The sequence below is a fragment of the Micromonospora lacuserhaii genome (assembly GCF_036902735.1).
Lineage (GTDB): Bacteria > Actinomycetota > Actinomycetes > Mycobacteriales > Micromonosporaceae > Micromonospora.
Map to the genome: position 1 here is coordinate 126,800 of NZ_JBAKHO010000007.1, position 22,021 is coordinate 148,820.

20 protein-coding genes are annotated in these 22,021 nt (G+C 73.8%); 15 read left to right on the forward strand and 5 right to left on the reverse strand.

Translation table 11 applies throughout. The features are described 5' to 3' along the window. Window positions 1-45: 45 nt before the first annotated feature. Both V6U81_RS07360 and V6U81_RS07365 read left to right on the forward strand, forming a co-directional pair. Entirely contained in the window at window positions 46-3,189 is a 3,144-nt protein-coding gene (locus V6U81_RS07360; protein WP_334485795.1) for an SNF2-related protein, read from the forward strand. Further along, window positions 3,186-4,121 carry an SWIM zinc finger family protein gene (locus tag V6U81_RS07365; protein WP_334485797.1) on the forward strand — a complete coding sequence of 312 codons (936 nt, stop codon included), beginning with the start codon at window positions 3,186-3,188 and terminating at the stop codon, window positions 4,119-4,121. The genes V6U81_RS07360 and V6U81_RS07365 overlap by 4 nt, the downstream gene beginning before the upstream one ends. Window positions 4,122-4,220: 99 nt before the next feature. On the opposite strand, the gene V6U81_RS07370 is transcribed toward V6U81_RS07365, so the two are convergent. Continuing rightward, window positions 4,221-4,478, reverse strand: coding sequence for a DUF3040 domain-containing protein (locus tag V6U81_RS07370; RefSeq protein ID WP_334485799.1), 258 nt, complete (start codon window positions 4,476-4,478; stop codon window positions 4,221-4,223). Window positions 4,479-4,927: 449 nt separating this feature from the next. On the opposite strand from V6U81_RS07370, the gene V6U81_RS07375 reads away from it, so the two are divergent. From V6U81_RS07375 to V6U81_RS07395, 5 genes are read left to right on the forward strand one after another with little or no spacing between them, the layout of a single operon-like run. Beyond that, on the forward strand, window positions 4,928-6,994 hold the full coding sequence (locus V6U81_RS07375) for a DUF1800 domain-containing protein (protein ID WP_334485801.1): 2,067 nt from the start codon (window positions 4,928-4,930) through the stop codon (window positions 6,992-6,994). A gap of 20 nt (window positions 6,995-7,014) precedes the next feature. Then, window positions 7,015-8,382, forward strand: a complete 1,368-nt coding sequence (locus V6U81_RS07380) for a DUF1501 domain-containing protein (protein ID WP_334485803.1) — start codon at window positions 7,015-7,017, stop codon at window positions 8,380-8,382. After that, window positions 8,379-9,812 carry a ferredoxin reductase family protein gene (locus V6U81_RS07385; RefSeq protein WP_334485805.1) on the forward strand — a complete coding sequence of 478 codons (1,434 nt, stop codon included), beginning with the start codon at window positions 8,379-8,381 and terminating at the stop codon, window positions 9,810-9,812. Before V6U81_RS07380 ends, V6U81_RS07385 begins: the two co-directional genes overlap by 4 nt. 14 nt (window positions 9,813-9,826) lie before the next feature. Further along, window positions 9,827-10,432 (forward strand): FMN-binding protein, encoded by a 606-nt coding sequence (locus V6U81_RS07390; RefSeq protein WP_334485808.1) that lies wholly within the window; start codon window positions 9,827-9,829, stop codon window positions 10,430-10,432. Window positions 10,433-10,481: 49 nt separating this feature from the next. Continuing rightward, the gene (locus V6U81_RS07395) at window positions 10,482-11,204 is read left to right on the forward strand and encodes an FAD:protein FMN transferase (RefSeq protein WP_334485939.1); all 723 of its coding nucleotides are present in this window, start codon (window positions 10,482-10,484) and stop codon (window positions 11,202-11,204) included. An 18-nt stretch (window positions 11,205-11,222) separates the two neighbouring features. On the opposite strand, the gene V6U81_RS07400 is transcribed toward V6U81_RS07395, so the two are convergent. Both V6U81_RS07400 and V6U81_RS07405 read right to left on the reverse strand, forming a co-directional pair. Next, window positions 11,223-11,423, reverse strand: a complete 201-nt coding sequence (locus V6U81_RS07400) for a hypothetical protein (RefSeq protein ID WP_334485810.1) — start codon at window positions 11,421-11,423, stop codon at window positions 11,223-11,225. A 62-nt stretch (window positions 11,424-11,485) separates the two neighbouring features. Further along, window positions 11,486-12,157, reverse strand: a complete 672-nt coding sequence (locus tag V6U81_RS07405; protein ID WP_334485812.1) for a bifunctional DNA primase/polymerase — start codon at window positions 12,155-12,157, stop codon at window positions 11,486-11,488. A 250-nt stretch (window positions 12,158-12,407) separates the two neighbouring features. Here V6U81_RS07405 and V6U81_RS07410 point away from each other — a divergent pair, with 250 nt between their 5' ends. The 7 genes from V6U81_RS07410 (at window position 12,408) to mctP (ending at window position 19,164) form a co-directional block, all read left to right on the forward strand. Continuing rightward, on the forward strand, window positions 12,408-13,634 hold the full coding sequence (locus V6U81_RS07410; protein ID WP_334485814.1) for a helix-turn-helix domain-containing protein: 1,227 nt from the start codon (window positions 12,408-12,410) through the stop codon (window positions 13,632-13,634). A gap of 13 nt (window positions 13,635-13,647) precedes the next feature. Next, window positions 13,648-14,226, forward strand: a complete 579-nt coding sequence (locus tag V6U81_RS07415) for a flavoprotein (protein WP_334485816.1) — start codon at window positions 13,648-13,650, stop codon at window positions 14,224-14,226. A 124-nt stretch (window positions 14,227-14,350) separates the two neighbouring features. Next, on the forward strand, window positions 14,351-15,217 hold the full coding sequence (locus V6U81_RS07420) for a Nif3-like dinuclear metal center hexameric protein (RefSeq protein ID WP_334485818.1): 867 nt from the start codon (window positions 14,351-14,353) through the stop codon (window positions 15,215-15,217). After that, window positions 15,214-15,951 (forward strand): zinc ribbon domain-containing protein, encoded by a 738-nt coding sequence (locus V6U81_RS07425; RefSeq protein ID WP_334485820.1) that lies wholly within the window; start codon window positions 15,214-15,216, stop codon window positions 15,949-15,951. The genes V6U81_RS07420 and V6U81_RS07425 overlap by 4 nt, the downstream gene beginning before the upstream one ends. 4 nt (window positions 15,952-15,955) lie before the next feature. Next, a complete protein-coding gene (locus V6U81_RS07430) occupies window positions 15,956-17,113 on the forward strand; it encodes a bifunctional RNase H/acid phosphatase (protein WP_334485822.1) in 1,158 nt (385 codons plus the stop codon). Between the two features lie 153 nt (window positions 17,114-17,266). Further along, on the forward strand, window positions 17,267-17,509 hold the full coding sequence (locus V6U81_RS07435; protein WP_334485824.1) for a DUF3311 domain-containing protein: 243 nt from the start codon (window positions 17,267-17,269) through the stop codon (window positions 17,507-17,509). After that, window positions 17,509-19,164 carry a monocarboxylate uptake permease MctP gene (gene mctP / locus V6U81_RS07440; protein ID WP_334485826.1) on the forward strand — a complete coding sequence of 552 codons (1,656 nt, stop codon included), beginning with the start codon at window positions 17,509-17,511 and terminating at the stop codon, window positions 19,162-19,164. The genes V6U81_RS07435 and mctP overlap by 1 nt, the downstream gene beginning before the upstream one ends. A 300-nt stretch (window positions 19,165-19,464) precedes the next feature. Here the strand turns inward: mctP and V6U81_RS07445 are convergent, their stop codons facing one another. After that, window positions 19,465-19,917: a MarR family winged helix-turn-helix transcriptional regulator gene (locus V6U81_RS07445; RefSeq protein WP_334485828.1), complete on the reverse strand. Its 453-nt coding sequence runs from the start codon at window positions 19,915-19,917 to the stop codon at window positions 19,465-19,467. Window positions 19,918-19,958: 41 nt separating this feature from the next. On the opposite strand from V6U81_RS07445, the gene V6U81_RS07450 reads away from it, so the two are divergent. Next, window positions 19,959-21,203: an MFS transporter gene (locus tag V6U81_RS07450; protein WP_334485829.1), complete on the forward strand. Its 1,245-nt coding sequence runs from the start codon at window positions 19,959-19,961 to the stop codon at window positions 21,201-21,203. Between the two features lie 20 nt (window positions 21,204-21,223). Here the strand turns inward: V6U81_RS07450 and V6U81_RS07455 are convergent, their stop codons facing one another. Beyond that, complete coding sequence (locus V6U81_RS07455; RefSeq protein WP_334485830.1) at window positions 21,224-21,985, reverse strand: sulfite exporter TauE/SafE family protein; 762 nt, start codon at window positions 21,983-21,985, stop codon at window positions 21,224-21,226. Between the last annotated feature and the right edge of the window lie 36 nt (window positions 21,986-22,021).

Here is a 22,021-nt window from a genome sequence, read left to right on the forward strand (position 1 = left end):
TCGGCGCCGCCTATCCTTGGCCCGGGTGTCGACGAGGGGGAGCATGTGCTGGTCATCCACGGGGTGTGGCTGGTCGGCGCCGGTCTCGCCGTCTGGGCGGAGGACAGCGCGCTGCCGCCCGGGGCGCCGCGCCGGCCCGGCCGCGCCCCGCGCGAGCGCCCTCACCCGTTCGCCGCCGACCCCGCCACGCTGACCGCCGCGCTCGGTGACGTGCCGGCCGAGGCCGACACGGTGGTGCTGCGCCTGCCCACCCGGGCCGGTTCGCCGCTGGATTCGCCGGAGCTGGTCCGGACCGCCGTCGCGGAACCGGTCCGCGGGCCGGTCACCCTCGCCGGTTGGCGGGCACCGGTCCTCCGGTACGCCCCGGACGCCGCGTACGCCCTGCTCTCGGCCCTGGACGGGACGGTCGTACCCGGGGCGAGCCTGCGCCATCTCGCCGAGCTGGCCTCGTTCGCGGCCGACCTGGTGGCCCGCGGGCGGCTGCTGCCCGGCGTCGCCGACCCCGCCGGCCCGCCCGGGGCCGTGCCCGTCCCGCCGGGGGAGCGGTCCGGCCCGCCGGGGGACGACCCGTGGCTACCGGTCGCCGGCGGCGAGGTCGCCCGGGCGGTGTGGCGGCCGCTGCTCACCGGCACCGACGCCGGCTGGGCGCGCTCGCTGGCGTTGGCCCTGCCACCGGCCGCCCGGGCCGCCGCCGTCGACCCCGGACCGGGCGTGGTGGCGGCCGACGCGCTGGATGCGCTCACCGACGCTGCCGCCCGGGTCGCGCTCGTCGACACCGACCTGGCCCGTGGCGGCCGGCGTGACGGGGCGGTGGGCCGGTGGCTGGCCGCGCTGACCGGACCGGACCGCGGCTTCACCGCCGACCCGGACGCGCTGGCCACCCTCCGTGCCGAGCTGGACGCCTGGCAGCGCGACGCCGCCGGTGGCGCGGTCCGGGCCAGTTTCCGCCTCGTCGAGCCCACCGAGGACGAGATCGTCGAGCCGCTGGTGGTGGTCCCCGCGGACCCGTCGACCGTGGTCCGTCCCGGCGGCCCGTGGCGGGTCGAGTTCGGCCTCCAGGCCGCCGACGAGCCCGGCCTGCACGTCGACGCCGGCCAGGTCTGGCGCGCGCCGGGGACGCTGGCCGGGCTCGTCGGCCGGCTGGACAGCCCGCAGGAGACCCTGCTGGCCGAGCTGGGCCGGGCCGGGCGGCTCTGGCCGGAGCTGGACGGCGCGCTGCGGACGCCCGCGCCGGAACAGCTGGAGCTGGACGCCGAGGGTGCCCACCGGTTCCTGCGCGACGGCGCGCCGGTGCTGCACGCCGCCGGGTTCGGGGTGCTGCTGCCGTCCTGGTGGCAGCGCCCGTCAACCCGGCTCGGCGCCCGCCTCCAGGCGCGCAGCCGGACCGCGCCGGGCACCGTCGCCAGCACCTCCGGTGGGCTGGGCCTGGACGCGCTGGTCGACTACCGCTGGGAGGTGGCGCTCGGCGACCAGACGATCGGCGCCGACGAGCTGGCCGCGCTCGCCGAACTGAAGACCCCGCTGGTGCGGATGCGCGGCCGGTGGGTCGAGCTGGACCCGAAGCGCCTCGCCGCCGGCCTGCGGCTGCTCCGCTCCGCCGGTGAGCTGACCGTCGCCGACCTGCTCCGGCTCGGCCTCGGCGAGGCCGACCGGGCGGAGGCGCTGCCGGTGCTGGAGGTGACCGCGGACGGCCCCCTCGGCGACCTGCTCGCCGGGGAGGCGGAGCGGCGGCTGACCCCGTTGGACCCGCCGCCGGGCTTCAAGGGCACCCTGCGGCCGTACCAGCGGCGCGGGCTGGCCTGGCTCGCCTTCCTCCAGTCACTCGGGCTGGGCGGGGTGCTCGCCGACGACATGGGACTGGGCAAGACGGTGCAGCTGCTCGCGCTGCTGGCCGCCGATCCGCCGGAGGTGCCGCCGACCCTGCTGGTCTGCCCGATGTCGCTGGTCGGCAACTGGCAGCGGGAGGCGGCGAAGTTCACCCCCGGGCTGCGGGTGCATGTGCACCACGGCGCGGACCGGGCCCGGGGCGCGGCGTTCGAGGAGGCGGTGCACCAGGCCGACCTGGTGCTGACCACGTACTCGGTGGCCGCCCGGGACGCCGTCGCGTTGGCCTCGGTCGGCTGGCACCGGGTGGTGGTGGACGAGGCCCAGGCGATCAAGAACGCCTCCACCCGGCAGGCCGAGGCGGTCCGGTCGCTGCCCGCGCGGCACCGGGTCGCGGTCACCGGTACGCCGGTGGAGAACCGGCTGGCCGACCTCTGGTCGATCATGCAGTTCGCCAACCCGGGGCTGCTCGGGCCGGCCGCCAGCTTCCGCCAGTCGTACGCGGTGCCGATCGAGCGGCACGGCGACGCCGAGACCGCCGCCCGGCTGCGCCGGATCACCGGCCCGTTCGTGCTGCGCCGGCTCAAGACCGACTCCTCGATCATCTCCGACCTGCCGGAGAAGCTGGAGATGGAGGTGGTCTGCAACCTCACCGCCGAGCAGGCCTCGCTCTACCGGGCGATCGTCGACGACATGCTGGCGAAGATCGAGACCAGCGACGGGATGGCGCGGCGCGGCCTGGTGCTGGCCACGATGACCCGGCTCAAGCAGGTCTGCAACCACCCCGCCCAGCTGCTGCGCGACGGCTCGCCGCTGCCGGGGCGCTCGGGAAAGCTGGAGCGGCTGGAGGAGATCGTCGACGAGGTGCTCGCGGCGGGGGAGAAGGCCCTGCTCTTCACCCAGTACGCCGAGTTCGGCGGGATGCTCCGCGGCCACCTCTCGGCCCGCTTCGGCCGGGAGGTGCTCTTCCTGCACGGCGGCGTCGGCAAGGCTGACCGGGACGCGATGGTCACCCGGTTCCAGTCCCCGGACGGCCCGGCGCTCTTCGTACTCTCCCTCAAGGCCGGCGGCACCGGGCTCACCCTGACCGCCGCGAACCACGTCGTGCACGTCGACCGGTGGTGGAACCCGGCGGTCGAGGACCAGGCCACCGACCGGGCGTTCCGGATCGGCCAGCGCCGGCGGGTCCAGGTCCGCAAGTTCGTCTGCGCGGGCACCGTCGAGGAGAAGGTGGCCGCGATGATCGCCGACAAGCGCGGCCTGGCCGCCTCGGTGGTCGGCACCGGGGAGCAGTGGGTCACCGAGCTCTCCACCTCCCAGCTGCGCGAGCTCTTCGCGTTGGAGTCCGGGGCGGTGGTCGAGTGAGCGCCCCCGGGTCCCCGCCGGACGGCGCCGGCCGGTTCGCCGACTACGGCCGGCCGCGCCGGGTCGACGGGGGGTTGAAGGCGCGCAGCACCCGGGGCGCCATCGGGGTCTCCTGGTGGTCCCGACGGTTCCTGGAGGTGCTGGAGTCGTTCGCCCTCGGCACCCGGCTGACCCGCGGCCGGTCGTACGCGCGGCGCGGTCAGGTGATCCGGCTCGAGGTCACCCCGGGCCGGGTCGAGGCCGACGTGCAGGGCTCCCGCCCGCAGCCGTACCGGGTCACGATCGCGCTGGCACCCTTCCCGGCGGCGCTCTGGGACCGGGTCGAGCGGGAGCTGGCCGGGCAGGCGTTCTTCAGCGCCCGGCTGCTTGCCGGGGACCTCCCGCCGGAGCTGGAGGAGGTGTTCGCGGCCGCCGGCGCCCCGCTCTTCCCGGGCGGGGTGGGGGAGCTGACCCAACGGTGCAGCTGCCCCGACTTCGCGGTGCCGTGCAAGCATCTGGCGGCGACGTTCTACCTGCTCGCCGAGGCGTTCGACGCCGACCCGTTCCAGCTGCTGCACTGGCGGGGTCGCGGTCGCGCCGAGCTGCTCGACCGGCTGCGCGCCCTGCGCGCCGAGGCGGCCGGAACGGACGCCACGCCGGCCGCCGCAGCGTCCACCCGGGACGGTGCCGGCGCGGCGCCGCCGGGCGTGCCCGGGCGGGACCTGCCCTCCGCCGGAGCGGCGCGGGTGCTCACCGGCCTGCCCTCCGCCCCGCTGGACGAGGCGGTGGACCGGTTCTGGCTGCCCCCGGTACCCCTGCCGGACCGGCCGCCGAGCCTGGCCACCGGCCCGGACCTGCTGCTGCGCCAGCTCGGCGCGCCCGCACCGGCCATCGGCGGGCCGGGCCTGCTGGAACGGCTGCGTCGCGCCTACCGCGAGTTCGGCCACCTGTGAATGCGGACGCCGCCCTGGATCCTGGACAGTGACCGTTCCGCGCGAACGGTGACCGTCCAGGATCTCGGACCGGCTGCTGCGTGTGGTGACCCGCCGCGGTCATAGCCAGCGGCGGCGCATCCGCCACATCAGGCCGGCGTTGGCCGCCAGCACCACGGCGCAGATCGCGCCGGCGAGCCGCCCGGCCAGTACGGTCATCGCCGGCAGCGACGCCCACAGCACGACCGTCAGCAGCATCAGCCAGCGTCCACGTCGGGCCCGGGCCCGATGGTCGAGTCTCGCGAAGAACTTCGGGTCGCTCTCCCGGAGCTGCCGGGTGATCTGTTCGAATCTGCGCTGATCCTCTTTGCTGAGCATGGCGATGCCTTCCCCTCAGGCTTCAGCGGTCCGGCGGCTTACCCGCTGCGGCGGCGACTCACGCGCCCCTGCTGCTGGCACTTTTGCCCGCCCGGACGGGACCCGGACAGCGATGGGAGGGACCTCAGTACCGGCTTATCCGTTCCTTAAGTTTCGCTGTGCCGGTGAACGTGGCGAGAAGCGTCGTGTGAGCCGAAAACGTTACGTCGGTGTCGCGCCCGGCCGTGTCGCCCCTGCTCCGGACGTCGCGACCCACCGGGGGCGAAACCGGCCAGACGGGTGGCGTGGTGAGCGGTGCCTTAAGTGCGCTCCGGGCCCGCTCGCGACCGCCTTGAAGGGGCCTGGGGGCTTGGCTACTTTCCCGTAGCAACTCCTCAGGCAACAGTCGCCGCACCCTCGCTCCGCCCCGGTCGCAGCGTGTGGCGCCTTGAAGAAAACGGGATTGGTACATGGCCGACCAGACTGTGCCACCACGTCGACCGCGGGACGACCGCGGCTGGGACGGGCGTCAGCACCCCACCTCGGACGGGTACCGCGACGTCCACGGCTTCACCCCGTACGAGCAGCAGCAGGCCTACCCGTACGCCGCCGACCCCGCCGAGTACGCGCACGCCGGGTACCCCACCGCCGTCCAGTCGCCGGCCCGTGGTCCGCAGTGGGTGGGCCCGCAGGGCCTCGCCCCGCAGGCGCCGTACCAGCCGGCCGGCGCGGGACTGCCCAACCTGGACGACGACGACCGGGACGGCCGGGTCGGTCGGCGGCGCGCCCTCGTCGCGCTCGGCGGCACCGCCGCCGTGGTCGCCGGTGGCGCCCTGGCGATGAGCCCCCAGGTCCGGGGCCTCTTCGGCGGCGACGAGGCCCCGGTCGCCGGGGACGCCACCCGCGCCACGGTCACCGACGGCACCGCCGCCCGCCCCAGCGGCCAGCAGGCGAGCACCGTACGCACCTACACCGAGCAGAACGAGTCCTACATGGGCTCGCGGGCCGGCGCGGCGCTGAAGAAGAACGCCCCCAGCGGTGGCCGGACCTTCTCCGGCCCGGCGGCGGCCGCGGCGGAGACCAAGGTGACGGTGAAGACGGTGCTGGCCAAGGACCCGGTCCGGCACCTCGCCAGCCGGGCCACCTTCGGCGCCACGCCCAAGGTGATCGCCGACATCAGGCGGATGGGCATCGACGCCTGGATCCGCTCGCAGCTCGACCCGGAGAAGATCGCGCCGACGAAGGCCGAGCTGAAGCTCGCCGACCTGCCCAGCCTCAAGCTGGACACCCAGCAGCTGCGCGAGCAGCGCGACCAGCTCAACGAGCGGGGCGTGCAGCCGGAGAAGGAGACGGTCGACGCCACCCTCGCCCGGCAGATCTGGTCGGAGCGGCAGCTCTTCGAGGTGATGGTCGACTTCTGGAACGACTTCCTGCACGTCTCGGCCGACTTCGACGGCGGCGAGATCCACCGCAACTCCTTCGACCGGGACGTGATCCGGGCCAACGCCCTGGGCAGCTACCCGGACATGCTGGTCGCGGCCAACAAGCACCCGGCGCTGCTGCTCTACCTGAGCCAGGTCGACTCCCGCAAGGACGCCATCAACGAGAACCTGGCCCGGGAGAACCTGGAGCTCTACTCGGTCGGCGTCGACGGCGGCTACACCGAGAAGGACGTCCGGCAGGCGGCCATGCTCCAGACCGGCCGCGGCGTTGACGACGGCAGGTACGTCTTCCGGCCCGACCGGCACTACGTCGGCAAGGTGCAGATCCTCGGCTTCAGCCACCCCAACGCCTCGGCCGAGAAGGCCGACGCGGTGATCGACGCGTACATCCGCTACATCGCGCTGCACCCGTCGACCGCCCGGTACGTGGCCCGCAGCCTGGCCACCCGGTTCGTCTCGGACACCCCGCCGAAGTCCCTGGTGGACCGGCTGGCGAAGGTCTACACGGTCAACAAGGGCATGGTGAAGCCCCTGGTGATGGCGCTCTTCAGCTCCTCGGAGTTCTGGGCCGCGGTCGGCCAGAAGGTGCGCCGCCCGATGGAGTACCTGGTCGCCACGTACCGGACCCTCGGCGTCTCGCCGGAGGCGTCGCCGGAGTTCAGGCAGGGTGACAGCAAGCGGACCGCGTACGCCCAGGGGCTGCGGCAGATCCACGACAAGCTGCGCGAGCTGGGCCAGTACCCGCTGGGCCAGCCCACCCCGGACGGCTACCCGGACGTCTACGTGGCGTGGACCTCCGCCGGCACCATGGTCAACGGCTGGAACGAGGCCGGTGAGCTGCTCGCCGGCTACCGCAACCAGTTCACGTTCACCAAGCCCGAGAAGCTGGTGGCGAAGCCGCCGGCCACGGCTGGGGCGTACGTGGACGCGCTCGCCCTGCGGCTGGTGCACCAGAAGCCGAGCGCCAAGGAGAAGGCGTTGATCCTCGGGGTGGCCGGCGTGCCGGCGACCGCCAAGGTCGACGCCACGTTCAACGGGGCCATCACCGCCGTCGCGCGGGCGATCCTCGCTTCCCCCCAGCACCACCTCCGGTGAGGCACCCGATGGAGAAGACTGTGCACACGTTCCCCCTGCACCCCGAATGCCCCGACCTGCGCCGCCTGGCCGACAACCCGGCGGAGGCGGTGCTGCGCGCCGAGGCCGACGTCGTCGCCGCCGAGAACGCCGCCGAGGCCGACCGTTACCGCCGGCTGGAGGACCTGGAGGAGGCCCAGCAGGACGGCCGGGGGGTGACCCGGCGGACCTTCGTCGCCGGCGCCGCCGCCACCGCGACCGCGCTGGCCACCGCCCAGTTCGTCACCACCTCGGCGTCGTTCGCCGCGACGAAGACCGGGACCCTGATCCACGTCTTCCTCTACGGCGGGCTGGACGGGCTCAGCCTGGTCGCCCCGGCCGACGACCCGGTCCTGGCGAAGGCCCGGCCGGACCTGCTGCTCGGCGACGACTCGCTGGCCCTGGGCCGCGGCTTCAAGCTGACCAGCGCCTTCAAGCCGCTGGAGCAGTGGCTCAGGGCCGGACAGCTCGGCTTCGTCCCGGCGGTCTCCGACGAGCGGCTGTCCCGCAGCCACTTCCAGGCCGCGGACGCCTGCAACCTGGGCGGCCTGCCCAGCGAGACCGGCGGCCGGGGCTGGCTGGACAGCCTGGTGGACACGCTCGGCAAGGGCACCGCGTTCCGCAGCGTCGGCATCGGCAGCACGCTGCCCCGGTCGCTGGTCGGCACCAACGGCGCGCTCTCCATCAACAACGTCGGCTCGCTGCGGCTCAACGGCGACGACAGGTACCGCGAGGCCACCGAGCGGGCCATCCGGGGCCTCTTCACCGGGATCAACCACCCGGTGGAGGAGGCGGTGCTGGAGGGCATGGGGGCGCTGGCCACGGCTCAGAAGCTCGCCGCGAAGCCGTACCAGCCGGCCGCGGGCGTGGAGTACAAGGGCGTCGGTTACGCGTTCGAGCAGCTCGCCCAGCTGATCAAGGGCGGCGCGAACGTCCGGGTCGCCACGGTCGGCATGGGTGGCTACGACACCCACGAGAACCAGGGCCCCCGCGAGGGCGGGCAGCTGCACCGGCGGCTGGGCGAGCTGGCCAACGCGATGGCGGCGTTCTTCACCGACCTGGGCGACCGGGCCGCCGACGTCACGATCATGGTGTCCAGCGAGTTCGGCCGCCGGGTCGCCTCCAACAGCGGCGGCACCGACCACGGCCACGGCGGGGTGGTCACCATCCTGTCCGGTCGCAAGCTCGCCGGCTCGCTGCTCGGCACCTGGAACGGGTTGAACGATCTGGACAGCGGAGACGTACCCGAGTACAACAACATGTTCAACGTCTACGGAAGCGTCGCGCAGGGCCGGTTCGGCCTGACCAACGCGGAGGTGGACAAGATCTTCCCGAGGCAGAAGTACACCCCGATGAAGCTGTACGCGTGACATACCAGGACATCCACGCCGCCGGCCGTCGTACCGGGGACCCGTTCCCGTACGGCGGCCGTTCGGCTGCCCCCGTACCCACGCCACCGCCACCGCCCCCGGCCCTGCCGCGCCGCGGACCGGGCGGTCGGCGGGCCCTCGCCGCGCTCTTCTGGCTCGGCCTGGTGGCCGCGGTGCTGCCCTGGTGGCTGGGCACGCCGGCCGGGTCGTTCACCGGCACGGCGGACGTGCTCACCGCCGCCGGCCGGATCACCGGGCTGGTCGCCGGCTACCTGCTGCTGGTGCAGGTGCTGATGATGAGCCGGCTCGGCGCGCTGGAACGGTGGCTCGGCGGGGAGCGGATCTCCCGCCTGCACCGCGACCTGGGCGCGACCCTGCTGGTCGCCGTGCTCGCCCACCTGTCGCTGATCGTGGTGGCCTACGCCGACCTCGAGGGCCACTCGATCTTCGGCGAGGTCGGGGTGCTGCTGCGCGACTACGAGGACATGGTCTCCGCGTTCGTCGCCGCCGGGATCATGGTGCTGGTCGGCTTCACCGGCATCCGGGCGATCCGCAAGGTGATGCCCTACGAGCTCTGGTACCACCTGCACCTGGCCAGCTACGCCGCGCTGCTGCTCGGCTTCGGCCACCAGTTCAGCAACGGCGCCCAGCTCTTCCCGCCCGGGCCGGTACGCATCGGCTGGATCGCGGCGTACCTGCTGGTGGCCGCCGCGCTGGTCTGGGGTCGGCTGGTCGCGCCGCTGGCGTTGAACCTGCGGCACCGGCTGCGGGTGGCCGACGTGGTGGCGGAGAGCCCGGACACCATCTCGGTCTACCTGACCGGCCGCCGGCTCAACCAGCTCGACATGCTCGGCGGGCAGTACTTCCGCTGGCGCTTCCTCACCCCCGGCTGCTGGTGGCAGTCGCACCCGTTCTCGCTCTCCGCCGCGGCCAACGGCCGCTGGCTGCGGCTGACCGTCAAGGTGGTCGGCGCGCACACCGCCGACCTGCGCGACCTCGACCCGGGCACCCGGGTCTGGGCGGAGGGCCCGTCCGGCACCTTCACCGCCGCCCACCGGACCCGGGAACGTGCCCTGCTGATCGCCGGCGGCAGCGGCATCGCCCCGCTGCGCGCCATGCTGGAGGAGTTGCCGCCCGGCGCGGCGCTGATCTACCGGGCCCGTACCCCCGTCGACGTGCTGCTGCACCACGAGCTGGACTGGCTGGCCCAGGCCCGGCAGACCTCCGTCTGGTACGTCATCGGCTCCCGCGACGACCCGGGCCCGCGCCAGGTGATGAGCCCCGCGGGGCTGCGCAAGCTGGTGCCCGACCTGCCCCGCCGGGACGTCTACCTGTGCGGTCCGGCCGGGCTGGTCGCCCAGTCCGTGCGGGTGCTGCGGGAGGCCGGCGTGCCCCGGCGGCAGATCCACCTCGCCACGTTCGAGCTGTAGAGAGGCATCGGAACATGCGTCGCGCGCTGCTCGCGATCACCGGTCTGGCCGCCAGCACCACCGCGCTGGTGGCGTTCAAGGGCGCGCCGAACGCCAGCCCGGTCGCCCAGGACCTGCCCGCCGGCCAGGCGACGGCGACGCCGGGCGGGGCGGCCCCGGGCGGCACCTCCGGGCCGGCCCCGTCGGCCGGTCCGGCCGGCTCGCCGACCGCCCGGGCGAGCGCCACCGCGAGCCCTACCCCGGGCGCCCGCACCAGCACCAGCAGCGGCGGCACCAGCACGGCGGCGCCCCGGACCACCACCACCGCGCCGCGCACCACCGCCGCCGCGCCGACGGCCACCACCCGCAAGGTGACCGGCCCGGTGATCAGCAACGAGTACGGCAACGTGCAGGTGCAGATCACCCTCTCCGGCACGAAGATCGTCAACGCGGTCGCCCTGGAGCTGCCGGACGGCGGCCAGTCCTCGCTGCGCAGTGACAAGGTCGACGCCGCGTACAGCGGGACCTCCGGCCAGGTGGTGCAGCGGCAGAGCGCCAACCTGGACACCGTCTCCGGGGCCACCTACACCAGCAATTCCTACAAGCAGTCGCTCCAGGCCGCGATAGACCAGGCCCGCTGAGGTGACCGCGCCGCCGGCCCGGCCGGGCCTGCGCCGGGTCGAACAGATCATGGGTACGGCGATCAGTCTCGACCTGGCCGACGACCTGCCCCCCGCGACCCTGCACGAGCTGGCCGAGGAGACCTTCCGCTGGCTGCGCGAGGTCGACGCCCGGTTCAGCACCTACTCCGACGACAGCGAGGTGTGCCGCTTCGGACGGGGCGAGCTGCTGCTCTCCGAGGCGTCGGTGGATCTGCGCCGGGTGCTCGAACGCTGCGCCGACCTGTGGGACGTCACCGACGGGTTCTTCGACGCGTACGCCACCGGGCGGCTGGACCCGTCCGGCTATGTGAAGGGCTGGTCGGCGCAGGTCGCCTCGGACCGGCTGGTCGCCGCGGGGGCGGCCAACCACTGCCTCAACGCTGGCGGGGACGTCCGGGTCCGGGGCCTGTCGTCGGCCGGCGGGCCGTGGCGGATCGGCGTCCGGCATCCGTGGGACCCGGCGTCGACCTGCCTGGTGCTCACCGGCACCGACCTGGCGGTGGCCACCTCCGGCGTGTACGAGCGGGGGCACCACGTGGTCGACCCGCGTCGGGGCGAGCCGGCGAAGGGCCTGCGCTCGGTCACCGTGGTCGGCTCCGACCTCGGCCTCGCCGACGCGTACGCCACCGCGGCGGTGGCGATGGGGATCGCGGGCATCGGCTGGCTCGACCGCCTCGACGGGCACCTGCACGCCGTGGTGACCGACGACGGCCGCCTGCTGCACTCCACCGCCCTGCCGGTCGACGCCTGACCCGCCGCCGGCGGAGGCTCAGCGGATGGTGCGCTGGGTCCCGGCGGGGCGGGTGTTGGTCGGGCGGGGGCGGCCGGGGCGGGCGCCGGGCGGGCGGGTGCCCGGCCAGCGGTGGGCGCGCCGGTAGGGCGGCGGCGGCGGTTCGGTGCCGCCGGTGGGCTGAGTCGCGTCGTCGCTGGCCATCACGTACCCCCGCTCCTGGCGTCCGCGCGCCGTCACCTGTCCAACGAGGTCGGCCGCGTCGGGGACGCGACTGGCCGCCCGGCTACCCGGTGCGGGCCTCAGTAACCCCGGCGGGGCAGCGGCAGTTGGCCGGGAGGCAGCTCGGGGGTGAGCGTCACGCCGGTCTCCCGCAGCGCGTCGATCAGGGCGTTCTGCACCAGGTAGGCGTCGGGCAGCTGCCAGCGTGCCTGCTCGGGGGCGACCGCCCAGCGCACGGCCCCCTCGGGCAGCCGGGTCGGCGGCGCCGGGATCCACGAGCCAGGGCCGTGGCGGACCACGTGGAAGCAGTGCTCCAGCTCGGGCCGGAGCGGGTCGCCCGGGCGGACCAGGAACATCCACCGCCCGGTCGGGGTGACCACCACCGGGCCGCGCACCCCGGTGCCGGCGGGGTGGTGCGGCAGCGCGTCGAGCACGTGCCGGCCGAGGTGCGCGGCCACCTCCAGCACGTCGAAGGCCCGGCCGGTGGGGAGCAGCACGCCGTGTGGCCGGTCGCGCCACCAGGTCGCCACCCGGGCCGGGTCGGCGCTCGCCGCGTGCTCCCAGTCCTCCAGGGCCGGATGGCAGCCGACGGTCGGGCAGCCGGCCCGGCCGCAGACGAAGCGGCTGCGGGCCAGGCAGGCGCCGGGGGTCACCTCCCAGCCGTGCAGGGCGTACCGCACGGCGATCCGGCGCAGCCGGACCCGCTCGATCGGCGACAACTGGGCGACCCGTGGGCCGACGTTTCCCCACATAACCCGTGATCTCCCCTCGTCAGCCCGGACACCCGCCGCGTCGAACGTCGAGCCCCGTCACTGCCGTAACCCGCGATCGTTGAGCTGACGAAACGGCTCGTGCAACTTGCACGAAAAGTACGAGGACTGGCTGTATGGCTGACGTACAACCTGTGCGACCAGCGAAAACCTGAGACGGACGGACCGCCGCACCCGCGGGGGACCGCCCGGAGAGCCGCCGGACGGAGACCAGGGGGAGGAGCAGGGGGAGATGGACGAGCTTCCGATAGGGCGACGGGTGGCCTACTGGCGCGGGCGGCGCAAGATGTCCCAGCAGGTCTTCGCCGACCGGCTGGGCAAGTCCAAGAGCTGGGTCGACAAGGTCGAGCGCGGCGTGCGTCGGCTGGACAAGTTCTCCGTCCTCTACGAGATCGCCGACATCCTCCAGGTCGACGTCCAACTCCTGCTCGGCAAGGATCCGGAGCGGCGCACCGACGGGCTCAACTGCATCGACCAGATCGAGGTGCAGGAGATCCGAGCCGCCCTGGAGCGGTACGACTCGATGAGCGCGTACTTCGACGCCGCGCCGTACCCGCCGCCGCTGCTCGACATGCGCAAGGCCGTCAACCACGCCTGGCTCACCTATCAGTACGGCCGTTACGGGATGCTCACCCGGGCCCTGCCGAAGCTGCTGCGCGACGCCCAGGCGGCCGACGCCGGCTACGGCGGCGACCAGGCGAAGGAGGCCGCCCACCTGCTCGGCCAGGTCTACCAGATCGCCTCGTCGGTGCTGCGCAAGCTCGGCGAGTGCGACCTGGCCTGGCTGGCGGCGGACCGGTCGATGGCGGTCGCCCAGCGGGCCGACGACCAGTTGCTGGCCGGCGTCGCCACCACCCGGGTCTGCAACGCCCTGGTCGCCATGGGGCGGCCCCGTCCCGCCCTGGAGCTGAACGTCACCATCGCCAACCGGCTCGCCCCCGCCGGCGGCGACCACGACGACCCCGACCGGCTCTCCGTCTACGGCATGCTGCTCCTGCAGGGCGCGATGGCCGCCGCCCGGATCGGCGACTCCGCGACGGTCGACGACCTGCTCAACGGCGCGCACGAGGCGGCGACCCTCCTCGGCAGCGACCAGAACCGCTACTGGACCTCGTTCGGCCCCACCAACCTGGAGCTGCACCGGGCGGCCGCCGCGGTGGAGCTGGGCGACGGCGGCCGGGCGGTGGAGATCCACCAGCGGATCCCGCAGGCGTCGTTCAACGCGCTGCTGCCCGAGCGCCGCGCCCACCACCTGCTCGACATCGCCCGCGGCTACGCGCAGCTCGGCGACGTGGCCAACGCGGGGGAGATGCTGCTGCTCGGCGACCGGCTGGCCGCCTCGGAGATCCGCTGCCGCCCGATCGCCCACGAGGTGATGGCGGACGTGCTGCGTCGCACACGGGGTGCGCCGCCTCCGCCGATTGCGGAGTTGGCTGAGCACATGGGAGTCGGAGTATGACGGTGCCGGCCGGATGAACGGCCCGCCCCCGAGCAGCGAGCACCCCGAGGTGCTCTACGTCATCGCCTGCGGTTCGCCGCTGGCCCGCCACGTCGGTCGCCTCGTCGAGCTGGCCCAGTCCGACGGCTGGGAGGTGTGCGTGGTCACCACGCCGGACGGGGCGAAGTTCGTCGATCGGGCCGCGCTGGCCCGGCAGACCGGTCATCCGGTCCGTACCCACTACAAGTTCCCCGGCGACCCGGATCTGCTGCCGCCCGCCGACGCGATGATCGTCTGCCCCGCGACGGTGAACACGATCAACAAGTGGGCGGCCGGGATCACCGACACGCTGGCCCTGGGCCTGCTGATCGAGGGGCAGGGCAGGGGGCTGCCGGTGGTGGCCGTGCCGTTCACCAACGCCGCCATGGCGGCTCATCCCGCGTTCCAGGCCGGGCTGGCCCGGCTGCGCGAGTGGGGGACCACGGTGCTCTTCGGCGACCACGTCTTCCCCCTGCACCCGCCGGGCGCGGGCGAGCGACACCTCCAGGTGTTCCCCTGGGAGGTCGGGCTCGCCCCGCTGCGCGACCGGTCCCGCGTCACGTCCGCCGCCTGAGCCGGCCCGCATGACCGGACGGGGTCGTTGCCACCCGGTCGCGCGGGCGACTCGGGTCGGGCCGGGGGACGCGGGCGGCGGGCGTGGCCGTGCCCGCCGCCCCGCGCCGGTAAGCTGACCGCCCGTGAGCACAAGGGCAGCCCCGCCGACCGTCGCCGACGTGGTGGCCGAGCTGGAGCGGCGTCACCCGTCCGCCTGGGCCGAGGAGTGGGACCGGGTGGGCCTGGTGCTCGGCGAGCCCGCCGCCGCGGTCCGCCGCGTCTTCTGCACGGTCGACGTGGTCCCGGAGACCGTCGCCGAGGCGCTCGCCGTGGGCGCCGACATGATCGTCGCGCACCACCCGCTGCTGCTGCGCGGGGTCTCCTCGGTCGCCCCCACCACGTACAAGGGGCGGATCGTGCACGACCTGATCCGTGCCGGGGTGGCCCTGTACGTGGCGCACACCAACGCCGACGTCGCCGACCCGGGCGTCTCCGACTCGCTCGCCGCCCGGTTCGGGCTGACCGGGCTGCGCCCGCTGCACCCGCCGGCACCCGGCTTCCCGGCCGCCGGTCCGGGCCGGGGCATCGGACGGATCGGCGAGCTGCCCACCCCGATGACCCTGGCCGACCTGACCCGGCACGCGGCCGCCGTCCTGCCCGCCACCGTCTGGGGCGTTCGCGCCGCGGGCGATCCCGGGCGTATCGTGCGTACCCTCGCGGTCAGCGGTGGCTCCGGCGACGACTTCCTCGCCGAGGCGACCGCCGCCGGGGTGGACGCGTTCCTCACCGCCGACCTGCGGCACCATCCGGCCGGCGAGCATCTCGCCGCCGGCGGGCCCGCCCTGCTCGACGCCGCCCACTGGGCGACCGAACGACCCTGGCTCGACGACCTGGCCGCCCAGCTGCGGGCCGGCCTCGGCGTCGAGACCGTGGTGTCCGACCTGGACACCGACCCCTGGACCGTGCACGCCGCCGCGCCCGCACTGGACGACAAGGAGCCCCGACTGTGAAGGCTGAACCCCAGGTCCAGCGCCGCCTGCTCGATCTGCAGGCCATCGACACCACCCTCGCTCAGCTCGCCCACCGCCGCCGGACGCTGCCCGAGCGGGCCGAGCTGGAGGGGCTGGCCCGCGAGCTCTCCGCGCTGGAGGACGACCGGGTCCGCGCCCAGGTCGCCGTCGACGACCTGGACCGGGACATCGCCCGGCTGGAGAAGGACATCGACCAGGTCCGGGCCCGCAAGAGCAAGGACGAGGCGCGGCTTGCCGCGGGCACCGGCCCGTCCCGGGAGCTGGAGGCGCTCCAGCACGAGCTGGCGTCGCTGAACCGGCGGCAGGGCGACCTGGAGGACGCCGAGCTGGAGCTGATGGAGCAGCGGGAGACCGCCCAGGGCGTGCTCGACGGGATCGAGGCCCGGATGGCCGAGGCGCGGGACCGGCGGGCCGCCGCCGAGCAGCGCCGCGACGACAGCCTGGCCGAGATCGCCAAGGAGGAGGAGTTCAAGCGGAACGCCCGCAAGCCCCTCGCCGCCGACCTCCCGGCCGACCTGATCACCCTCTACGACAAGATCCGCGAGGACACCGGCCTGGGCGCCGCGCTGCTCACCTCGGGCCGCTGCGGCGGCTGCCGGCTGGAGCTCTCCGGCGCGGACCTGGGCCGGATCCGCAAGGCGGCGCCGGACGAGGTGGTCCGCTGCGAGGAGTGCCGGCGGATCATGGTGCGCACCAACGAGTCGGGCCTGTAGCCCGGTGGCGGTCCGCGCGGTCGTCGTCGAGGCCGACGGCGGGTCCCGGGGCAACCCGGGTCCGGCCGGCTACGGGGCGGTGGTCCGGGACCCGGCCTCCGGCGAGGTGCTGGTGGAGCGCTCCGAGGCGATCGGGACGGCCACCAACAACGTCGCCGAGTACCGGGGGCTGATCGCCGGGCTGGAGGCCGCGGCCGAGCTGGGCGCCGCCGAGGTCGAGGCACGGATGGACTCCAAGCTGGTGGTCGAGCAGATGTGCGGCCGCTGGCAGATCAAGCACCCCGGGCTGCGCCCGCTCGCCGCCCGGGCCGCCGCGCTGGTGGACCGCTTCGAGAACGTCCGGTTCAGCTGGATCCCCCGGGAGCGCAACCGGCACGCCGACGCGCTGGCCAACGCGGCGATGGACGTCGCCGCCGGCAAGCCGGCCAAGCGGGCCGGGGCAGAGCCGCCCCGTGAGGTGGCCGCCCGCGCGGCGACGCGCCACACCGGCACCGATCCGGCCACCGCGAAGCCCTCCTGGGAGCCCCGGCCGAGCTTCACCGCGACCCGGCTGATCCTGGTCCGGCACGGCGAGACCGAGTGGACCGTCCAGCACCGCTACGCCGGTCGCGCGGACGTGCCCCTGTCCGACCAGGGCCGGGCCCAGGCCCGGGCCACCGCGGCGCGGGTGGCCGAGCTGGCCCCGTCCGTCGCGGCCGTGGTCAGCTCCCCGCTGTCGAGGTGTACGGCCACCGCCGAGGCGATCGCCGGGGCGCTCGGCGACCTGCCGGTGCGCCAACAGGACGACTGGGTGGAGTGCGACTTCGGCGACTGGGACGGCAAGACCTTCGCCGAGGTGCGCGAGGGCTGGCCGGGCGAGCTGGACGCCTGGCTCGCCTCGACCCGGATCGCGCCGCCTGGCGGGGAGTCGTTCACGGTCGTCGCCGAACGGGTGGACCGGGCGGTGGCGGCGCTGCGCGAGGCGTACACCGGGGAGACCGTGGTGGTGGTCTCGCACGTCTCGCCGATCAAGCTGGCGTTGCGCGACGCCCTGGCGGCCGGCGATGCCTTCCTGCACCGGCTCTTCCTGGACGCGGCCGGCATTTCGGTGCTGGACATGTGGCCCGACGGCGGGGTCGCGGTCCGCTCGGTCAACGACACCGCCCACCTCGCCGCCCGCTGAACCCCCGGCCGCCGGGCCGCCCGCCGACGCCGTTCGGCGCAGCCCGGCGGCCGTTCGGCGCAGCGCCGTTCCCCGGTCGAACGTGACCGCGCTCACAGGGTCGTAGCCTCCGGCCGTCACATGGCGAGTTACGACTTCCCGGAGGTGTGTCAGATGGCTGCACCGGAACCGGAGGCGCCGGCAACGGCGTCTTCCAGGGCGAAGGACCACAGTCCCTGGAACTGGTTGCTTTTTATCCCGATCGTGGTGCCGCTGATCACGGCCTTGTTCAACGCGGACTCGCCGCGGCTCTTCGGCTTCCCGCGGTTCTACTGGCTCCAGCTGGCCTGGATCCTGCTCGGCGTCGGCACCACGACGCTGGTCTACCAGATGACGAAGAAGCGGGGTGATCGGTGATGTGGCGTGACCATTTGACCGAGATCATCGTCTTCTCGGTGCTCTTCCTGCTGGTCAGCGCGATGGGTTTCGTGGCGGCCCGGTGGCGGGCGCCGCGGGACATGGCCCACCTCGACGAGTGGGGGCTGGGCGGCCGCAGCTTCGGCGGCTGGATCACCTGGTTCCTGGTCGGCGGTGACCTGTACACCGCGTACACCTTCGTCGCGGTGCCGGCGCTGATCTTCGGCGCGGGCGCGGCCGGGTTCTTCGCCGTGCCGTACACGATCGTCATCTACCCGCTGGTGTTCCTGGTGCTCTGCCGGCTCTGGTCGGTGTCGCACCGGCACGGCTTCGTCACGCCGGCCGACTTCGTCCGCAGTCGGTTCGACTCGCCGATCCTGGCGCTGCTCATCGCGATCACCGGCATCGTCGCCACGATGCCCTACATCGCGCTGCAGCTGGTCGGCATCGAGGCGGTGCTCAAGACGATGGGCGTGACCGGCGACAGCACGATCGCCCGGCACCTGCCGATCATCATCGCGTTCGCAATCCTGGCGGCCTACACCTACCAGTCCGGGCTGCGCGCTCCGGCGCTGATCGCCTTCGTCAAGGACGCGCTGATCTATGTCGTCATCCTGGTGGCGATCCTCTACATCCCCTACAAGCTGGGCGGCTGGGGCAGCATCTTCGACGCCGCGGACGCGAAGTTCAAAGCCTCCCCGAACCCGGGCGACGGCATCCTGCTCAACGCCAACAACCAGCTGTACTACGCGTCCTTGGCGTTCGGCTCGGCGCTGGCGCTCTTCCTCTACCCGCACAGCATCACCGGGGTGCTGGCCAGCCGGAACCGGGACGTGATCAAGCGGAACATGTCCGCGCTGCCGGCGTACAGCCTGCTGCTCGGTCTGATCGCGCTGCTCGGCTACATGGCCATCGCGTCCGGGGTGAAGCCGCTGCCGGGCGCGACGGCGGGCACCGTGGACGGCAACACCGTCGTGCCGCTCCTGTTCGATCAGCAGTTCCCCAACTGGTTCGCCGGGGTCGCGTACGCGGCCATCGGCATCGGCGCGCTGGTGCCGGCGGCGATCATGTCGATCGCGGCGGCGAACCTGTTCACCCGCAACATCTACAAGGAGTACCTGAAGCGGGACGCTACGCCGGCCCAGGAGGCGCAGGTCTCCAAGGTGACGTCGCTGCTGGTCAAGGTCGGCGCGCTGGCGTTCATCGTCTTCCTCAACCCGCAGTACGCCATCGACCTCCAGCTGATCGGCGGCGTGATCATCCTGCAGACGCTGCCGTCGGTGGCGTTGGGCCTCTACACCCGCTGGTTCCACCGCACCGGGCTGATCGCGGGCTGGGCGGTCGGCCTGGGCCTGGGATTGTGGATGCTCTACGAGATCCCGAACACGGCGACCAAGCGGGCGCACTTCGGCGGTCAGGCCTTCCCGCTGGAGAAGTTCGGCTTCGACACCAAGATGACGATCTACGTCGGCATCGTGGCCGTACTGGTCAACCTCGCGGTCGCCGCGCTGGTGACCCTGATCCTGCGGGCGGCGAAGGTGGCCGACGGGGCGGACAACACCCGGCCCGACGACTACTTCGCCGACGAGGGCGACCCGCGGATCATCCCCGGCGTCGACCGCGACGCCGACTCCGCGCGCGAACCGGTCGCGTAACGCACGTCTCCGCCCGGGTGCCCGTTCCGATGACGGGTACCCGGGCGGTGCCGTGGGTGCGGGTCGGTCGGGGTGTCGCGCTCACCGGCCGGCTGGGTGCCGGGCCCCTTTCTGCCACGCTACGAACTTGATGTCGTCAACGAATCGGTCTCCGCCGGGCCGGGCGATGCATCCACGTCATCAAGTTCGTAGCGTGCCGAGCAGACCCCCGGTTGCGGGTCGGACCGTGGACGCCGGCGAGGGGTCGGCGAGCGGCGAGAGGCCGGCGAGCGGCGCGAGCCAGCCGGGGCGCCGGCTGGGTCAACGGCGGCGGGTGCGGGACTCCAGGGCCTCGTTGAGCCGGCCCAGCATCGTCGCCAGCGTGTCCCGGTCGTCGCTGGTCCAGTCGGCGAGGATGTCGCCGTAGAGCCGGGTTCGGGCCGCCTGCACGGCGGCCATCCGCTGCAATCCGGCCGGGGTGGCCGAGATCACCGTGCCGCGGCCGTCCGCCGGGTCGGGGGCGCGGGTGATCAAACCGTCGCGCTGCATGGCGGACACCTGGCGGGTCACCGTCGAGCCGTCCAGGTTGAGCCGGGCGGCCAGCGTGGAGACGTTCTGCGGGCCGGCGGTGTCCAGGTGTCGCAGGATCACGTACGCCGCCCGGTCGAGAACCCGGTGCTCGGCGGTGCCGGTGGCCCGCCGGGTGGCCTCGCCGAGCCGCATCAGCAGGGCGACCTGGGTCTCGATCCGTCCGAGGGTGATCTCGTCGCTCATAACTGTATGATACAACAGAACTACCTGTACGATACAGCTACTTGGGAGGCGGAGTGGACCGGCGTACCGAGCCCAACCGCAGTGCCATCTACGCCACCACGCTGGTGGCCTTCCTCGCCATCGCCGGCATCGCCGTGGTGGACCCGATCCTGCCCGCCATCGGCGCCGCGATCGGCGTCACCGCCTGGCAGGTCGAGCTGCTCTTCACCGCGTACATCGCGGTGATGGCGCTCGGCATGATCCCGGCCACCCTGGCCAGCGGGAAGTTCGGCTTCAAACCGGTGCTGGTCACCGGCGTCTCGGTGGTCGGCCTGGCCGCCATGCTCGCCTCGTTCAGCAACGACATCGTGCAGCTGTCGGTGCTGCGCGGCGTCTGGGGGCTGGGCAACGCGATGTTCTTCGCCACCGCCATGGTGGTGCTGGTCAGCCTGGCCAACGACCGGGAGTGGGTGGTCGGCCTCTTCGAGACCGCGCTCGGTCTCGGCTTCGCCGTCGGCCCGCTGATCGGCGGCCTGCTCGGCGAGGTGAGCTGGCGGCTGCCGTTCTTCGTCTGCGGCGTATTCATGGTGTTCGCTCTGGCCGTGGCGTCCCGCAAGCTCCGCGAGCCGGCCCACCGGCAGGCGCCCGTACGGCTGGGTCAGATCTTCGCGACCTACCGCAGGCCGGCGTTCATCGCCCTCTGCGTGGTCACCGCCGCCTACAACTTCGTCTTCTTCGTGGTGCTCGGCTACACGCCGCTCTTTCTCGGCCTCGACGTCATCCCGCTGGGCCTGGCCTTCACCGGCTGGGGCCTGGGCCTGGCCGCCGGCATCCTGGTGATCGGCCACCGGCTCGCGCACCGGATCGGCGCGGTGCAGACCGTCGGGGTGGCCATCGCCGGGCTGCTGGTCTGCATGGTCCTCTTCGCCACCTCCGGCAGCACCGCGGAGTCGCTGGTGGTGCTGGTGCTCGCCGGGCTCTGCATGGGGCTGGCCAACGCCAACCTCACCGACCTGGCGCTCGGTCTCGGCTCCGCCGACCGGCGGGTCGCCACCGGCGCGTTCAACCTGGTCCGCTGGGGCGCCGCCGCGCCCGCGCCGATCATCTCCGGCAAGCTCGCCGAGCACGGCGTCACGCTGCCCTTCTGGCTGGGCTTCGGGGTGCTCGCCGTCGGGGTGCTGGTCTACCTGGCCTTCGCGCACCTGATGGCCGCCGGCTACGGCGAGCGGGTGCTCTGGTCCCGCTGGAACCGCGCCGCCCGGCAGGCCGAGCACGCGCCGGAGGAGCCGGTCGGCGAGGCGTACTGACCGGGCGTGCTCCGGCCGCTCTAACGCAGTGCGCGCCAGAGCAGGTAGAGCCCGATCACCGTGCCGAAGGCGACGATCAGCGCCTTCAACAGCACCGGCGGCAGCCGCCGGACCAGCCGGGCACCGGCGTACCCGCCGACCAGGGTGGCCGGCGCGACCACCGCGACCGCCGCCCAGTTCACCGGGCCGAAGAGCGCGAACACCGCGACCGTGGTCAGCCCGACCACCGCGGAGAGCAGGTTCTTGATCGCGGTCACCCGGGCCAGCGTGCTGTCCAGCACCAGGGCCAGCCCGGCGACCAGCATGACGCCCAGGGCCGCGCCGAAGTAGCCGCCATACACGGCGCCCACCGCGACCATCGCCTGCACGGTGACCGTCCGGCGGCGCGGTGACAGGTCCCGCGGGTGCCCGACCAGCCGGCGCAGCGGATCCTGGAAGGCCAGCACCGCCGTCGCGCCGAGCACCAGGAACGGTACGACCAGCTCGAAGGCGCGGGCCGGGGTGGCCAGCAGCAGCAGGCAGCCCAGCACCGCGCCGACGACGGTGGTGGGCACCAGGGGCGCCAGCCGGCGGACCGGCGGCAGGTCGGCCCGGCTGCCCGCCACGCTGGCCAGGTAACCGGGGCAGACCGAGACCGAGTTGGTCACGTTCGCCGGCACCGGCGGCAGGCCGACCGCGATCAGGGCGGGGAAGGTGATGAGCGAACCGCCCCCGGCCACCGCGTTCACCGTGCCCGCGGCGAGACCGGCGGCGAGCAGGAGCGCGGCGTCGGAAAGATCCATGGTGCCCCGAGGCTAGTACGCCCGGGTCCGCGCCGC

Bases quoted from the DNA above. Each gene is read 5' to 3' on its own strand.
- V6U81_RS07370 (WP_334485799.1), bottom strand. From the start codon at position 4,478: ATGCTCAGCAAAGAGGATCAGCGCAGATTCGAACAGATCACCCGGCAG.
- V6U81_RS07375 (WP_334485801.1), top strand. From the start codon at position 4,928: ATGGCCGACCAGACTGTGCCACCACGTCGACCGCGGGACGACCGCGGC.
- V6U81_RS07390 (WP_334485808.1), top strand. From the start codon at position 9,827: ATGCGTCGCGCGCTGCTCGCGATCACCGGTCTGGCCGCCAGCACCACC.
- V6U81_RS07395 (WP_334485939.1), top strand. From the start codon at position 10,482: ATGGGTACGGCGATCAGTCTCGACCTGGCCGACGACCTGCCCCCCGCG.
- V6U81_RS07405 (WP_334485812.1), bottom strand. From the start codon at position 12,157: ATGTGGGGAAACGTCGGCCCACGGGTCGCCCAGTTGTCGCCGATCGAG.
- V6U81_RS07410 (WP_334485814.1), top strand. From the start codon at position 12,408: ATGGACGAGCTTCCGATAGGGCGACGGGTGGCCTACTGGCGCGGGCGG.
- V6U81_RS07415 (WP_334485816.1), top strand. From the start codon at position 13,648: ATGAACGGCCCGCCCCCGAGCAGCGAGCACCCCGAGGTGCTCTACGTC.
- V6U81_RS07435 (WP_334485824.1), top strand. From the start codon at position 17,267: ATGGCTGCACCGGAACCGGAGGCGCCGGCAACGGCGTCTTCCAGGGCG.
- mctP (WP_334485826.1), top strand. From the start codon at position 17,509: ATGTGGCGTGACCATTTGACCGAGATCATCGTCTTCTCGGTGCTCTTC.
- V6U81_RS07445 (WP_334485828.1), bottom strand. From the start codon at position 19,917: ATGAGCGACGAGATCACCCTCGGACGGATCGAGACCCAGGTCGCCCTG.
- V6U81_RS07455 (WP_334485830.1), bottom strand. From the start codon at position 21,985: ATGGATCTTTCCGACGCCGCGCTCCTGCTCGCCGCCGGTCTCGCCGCG.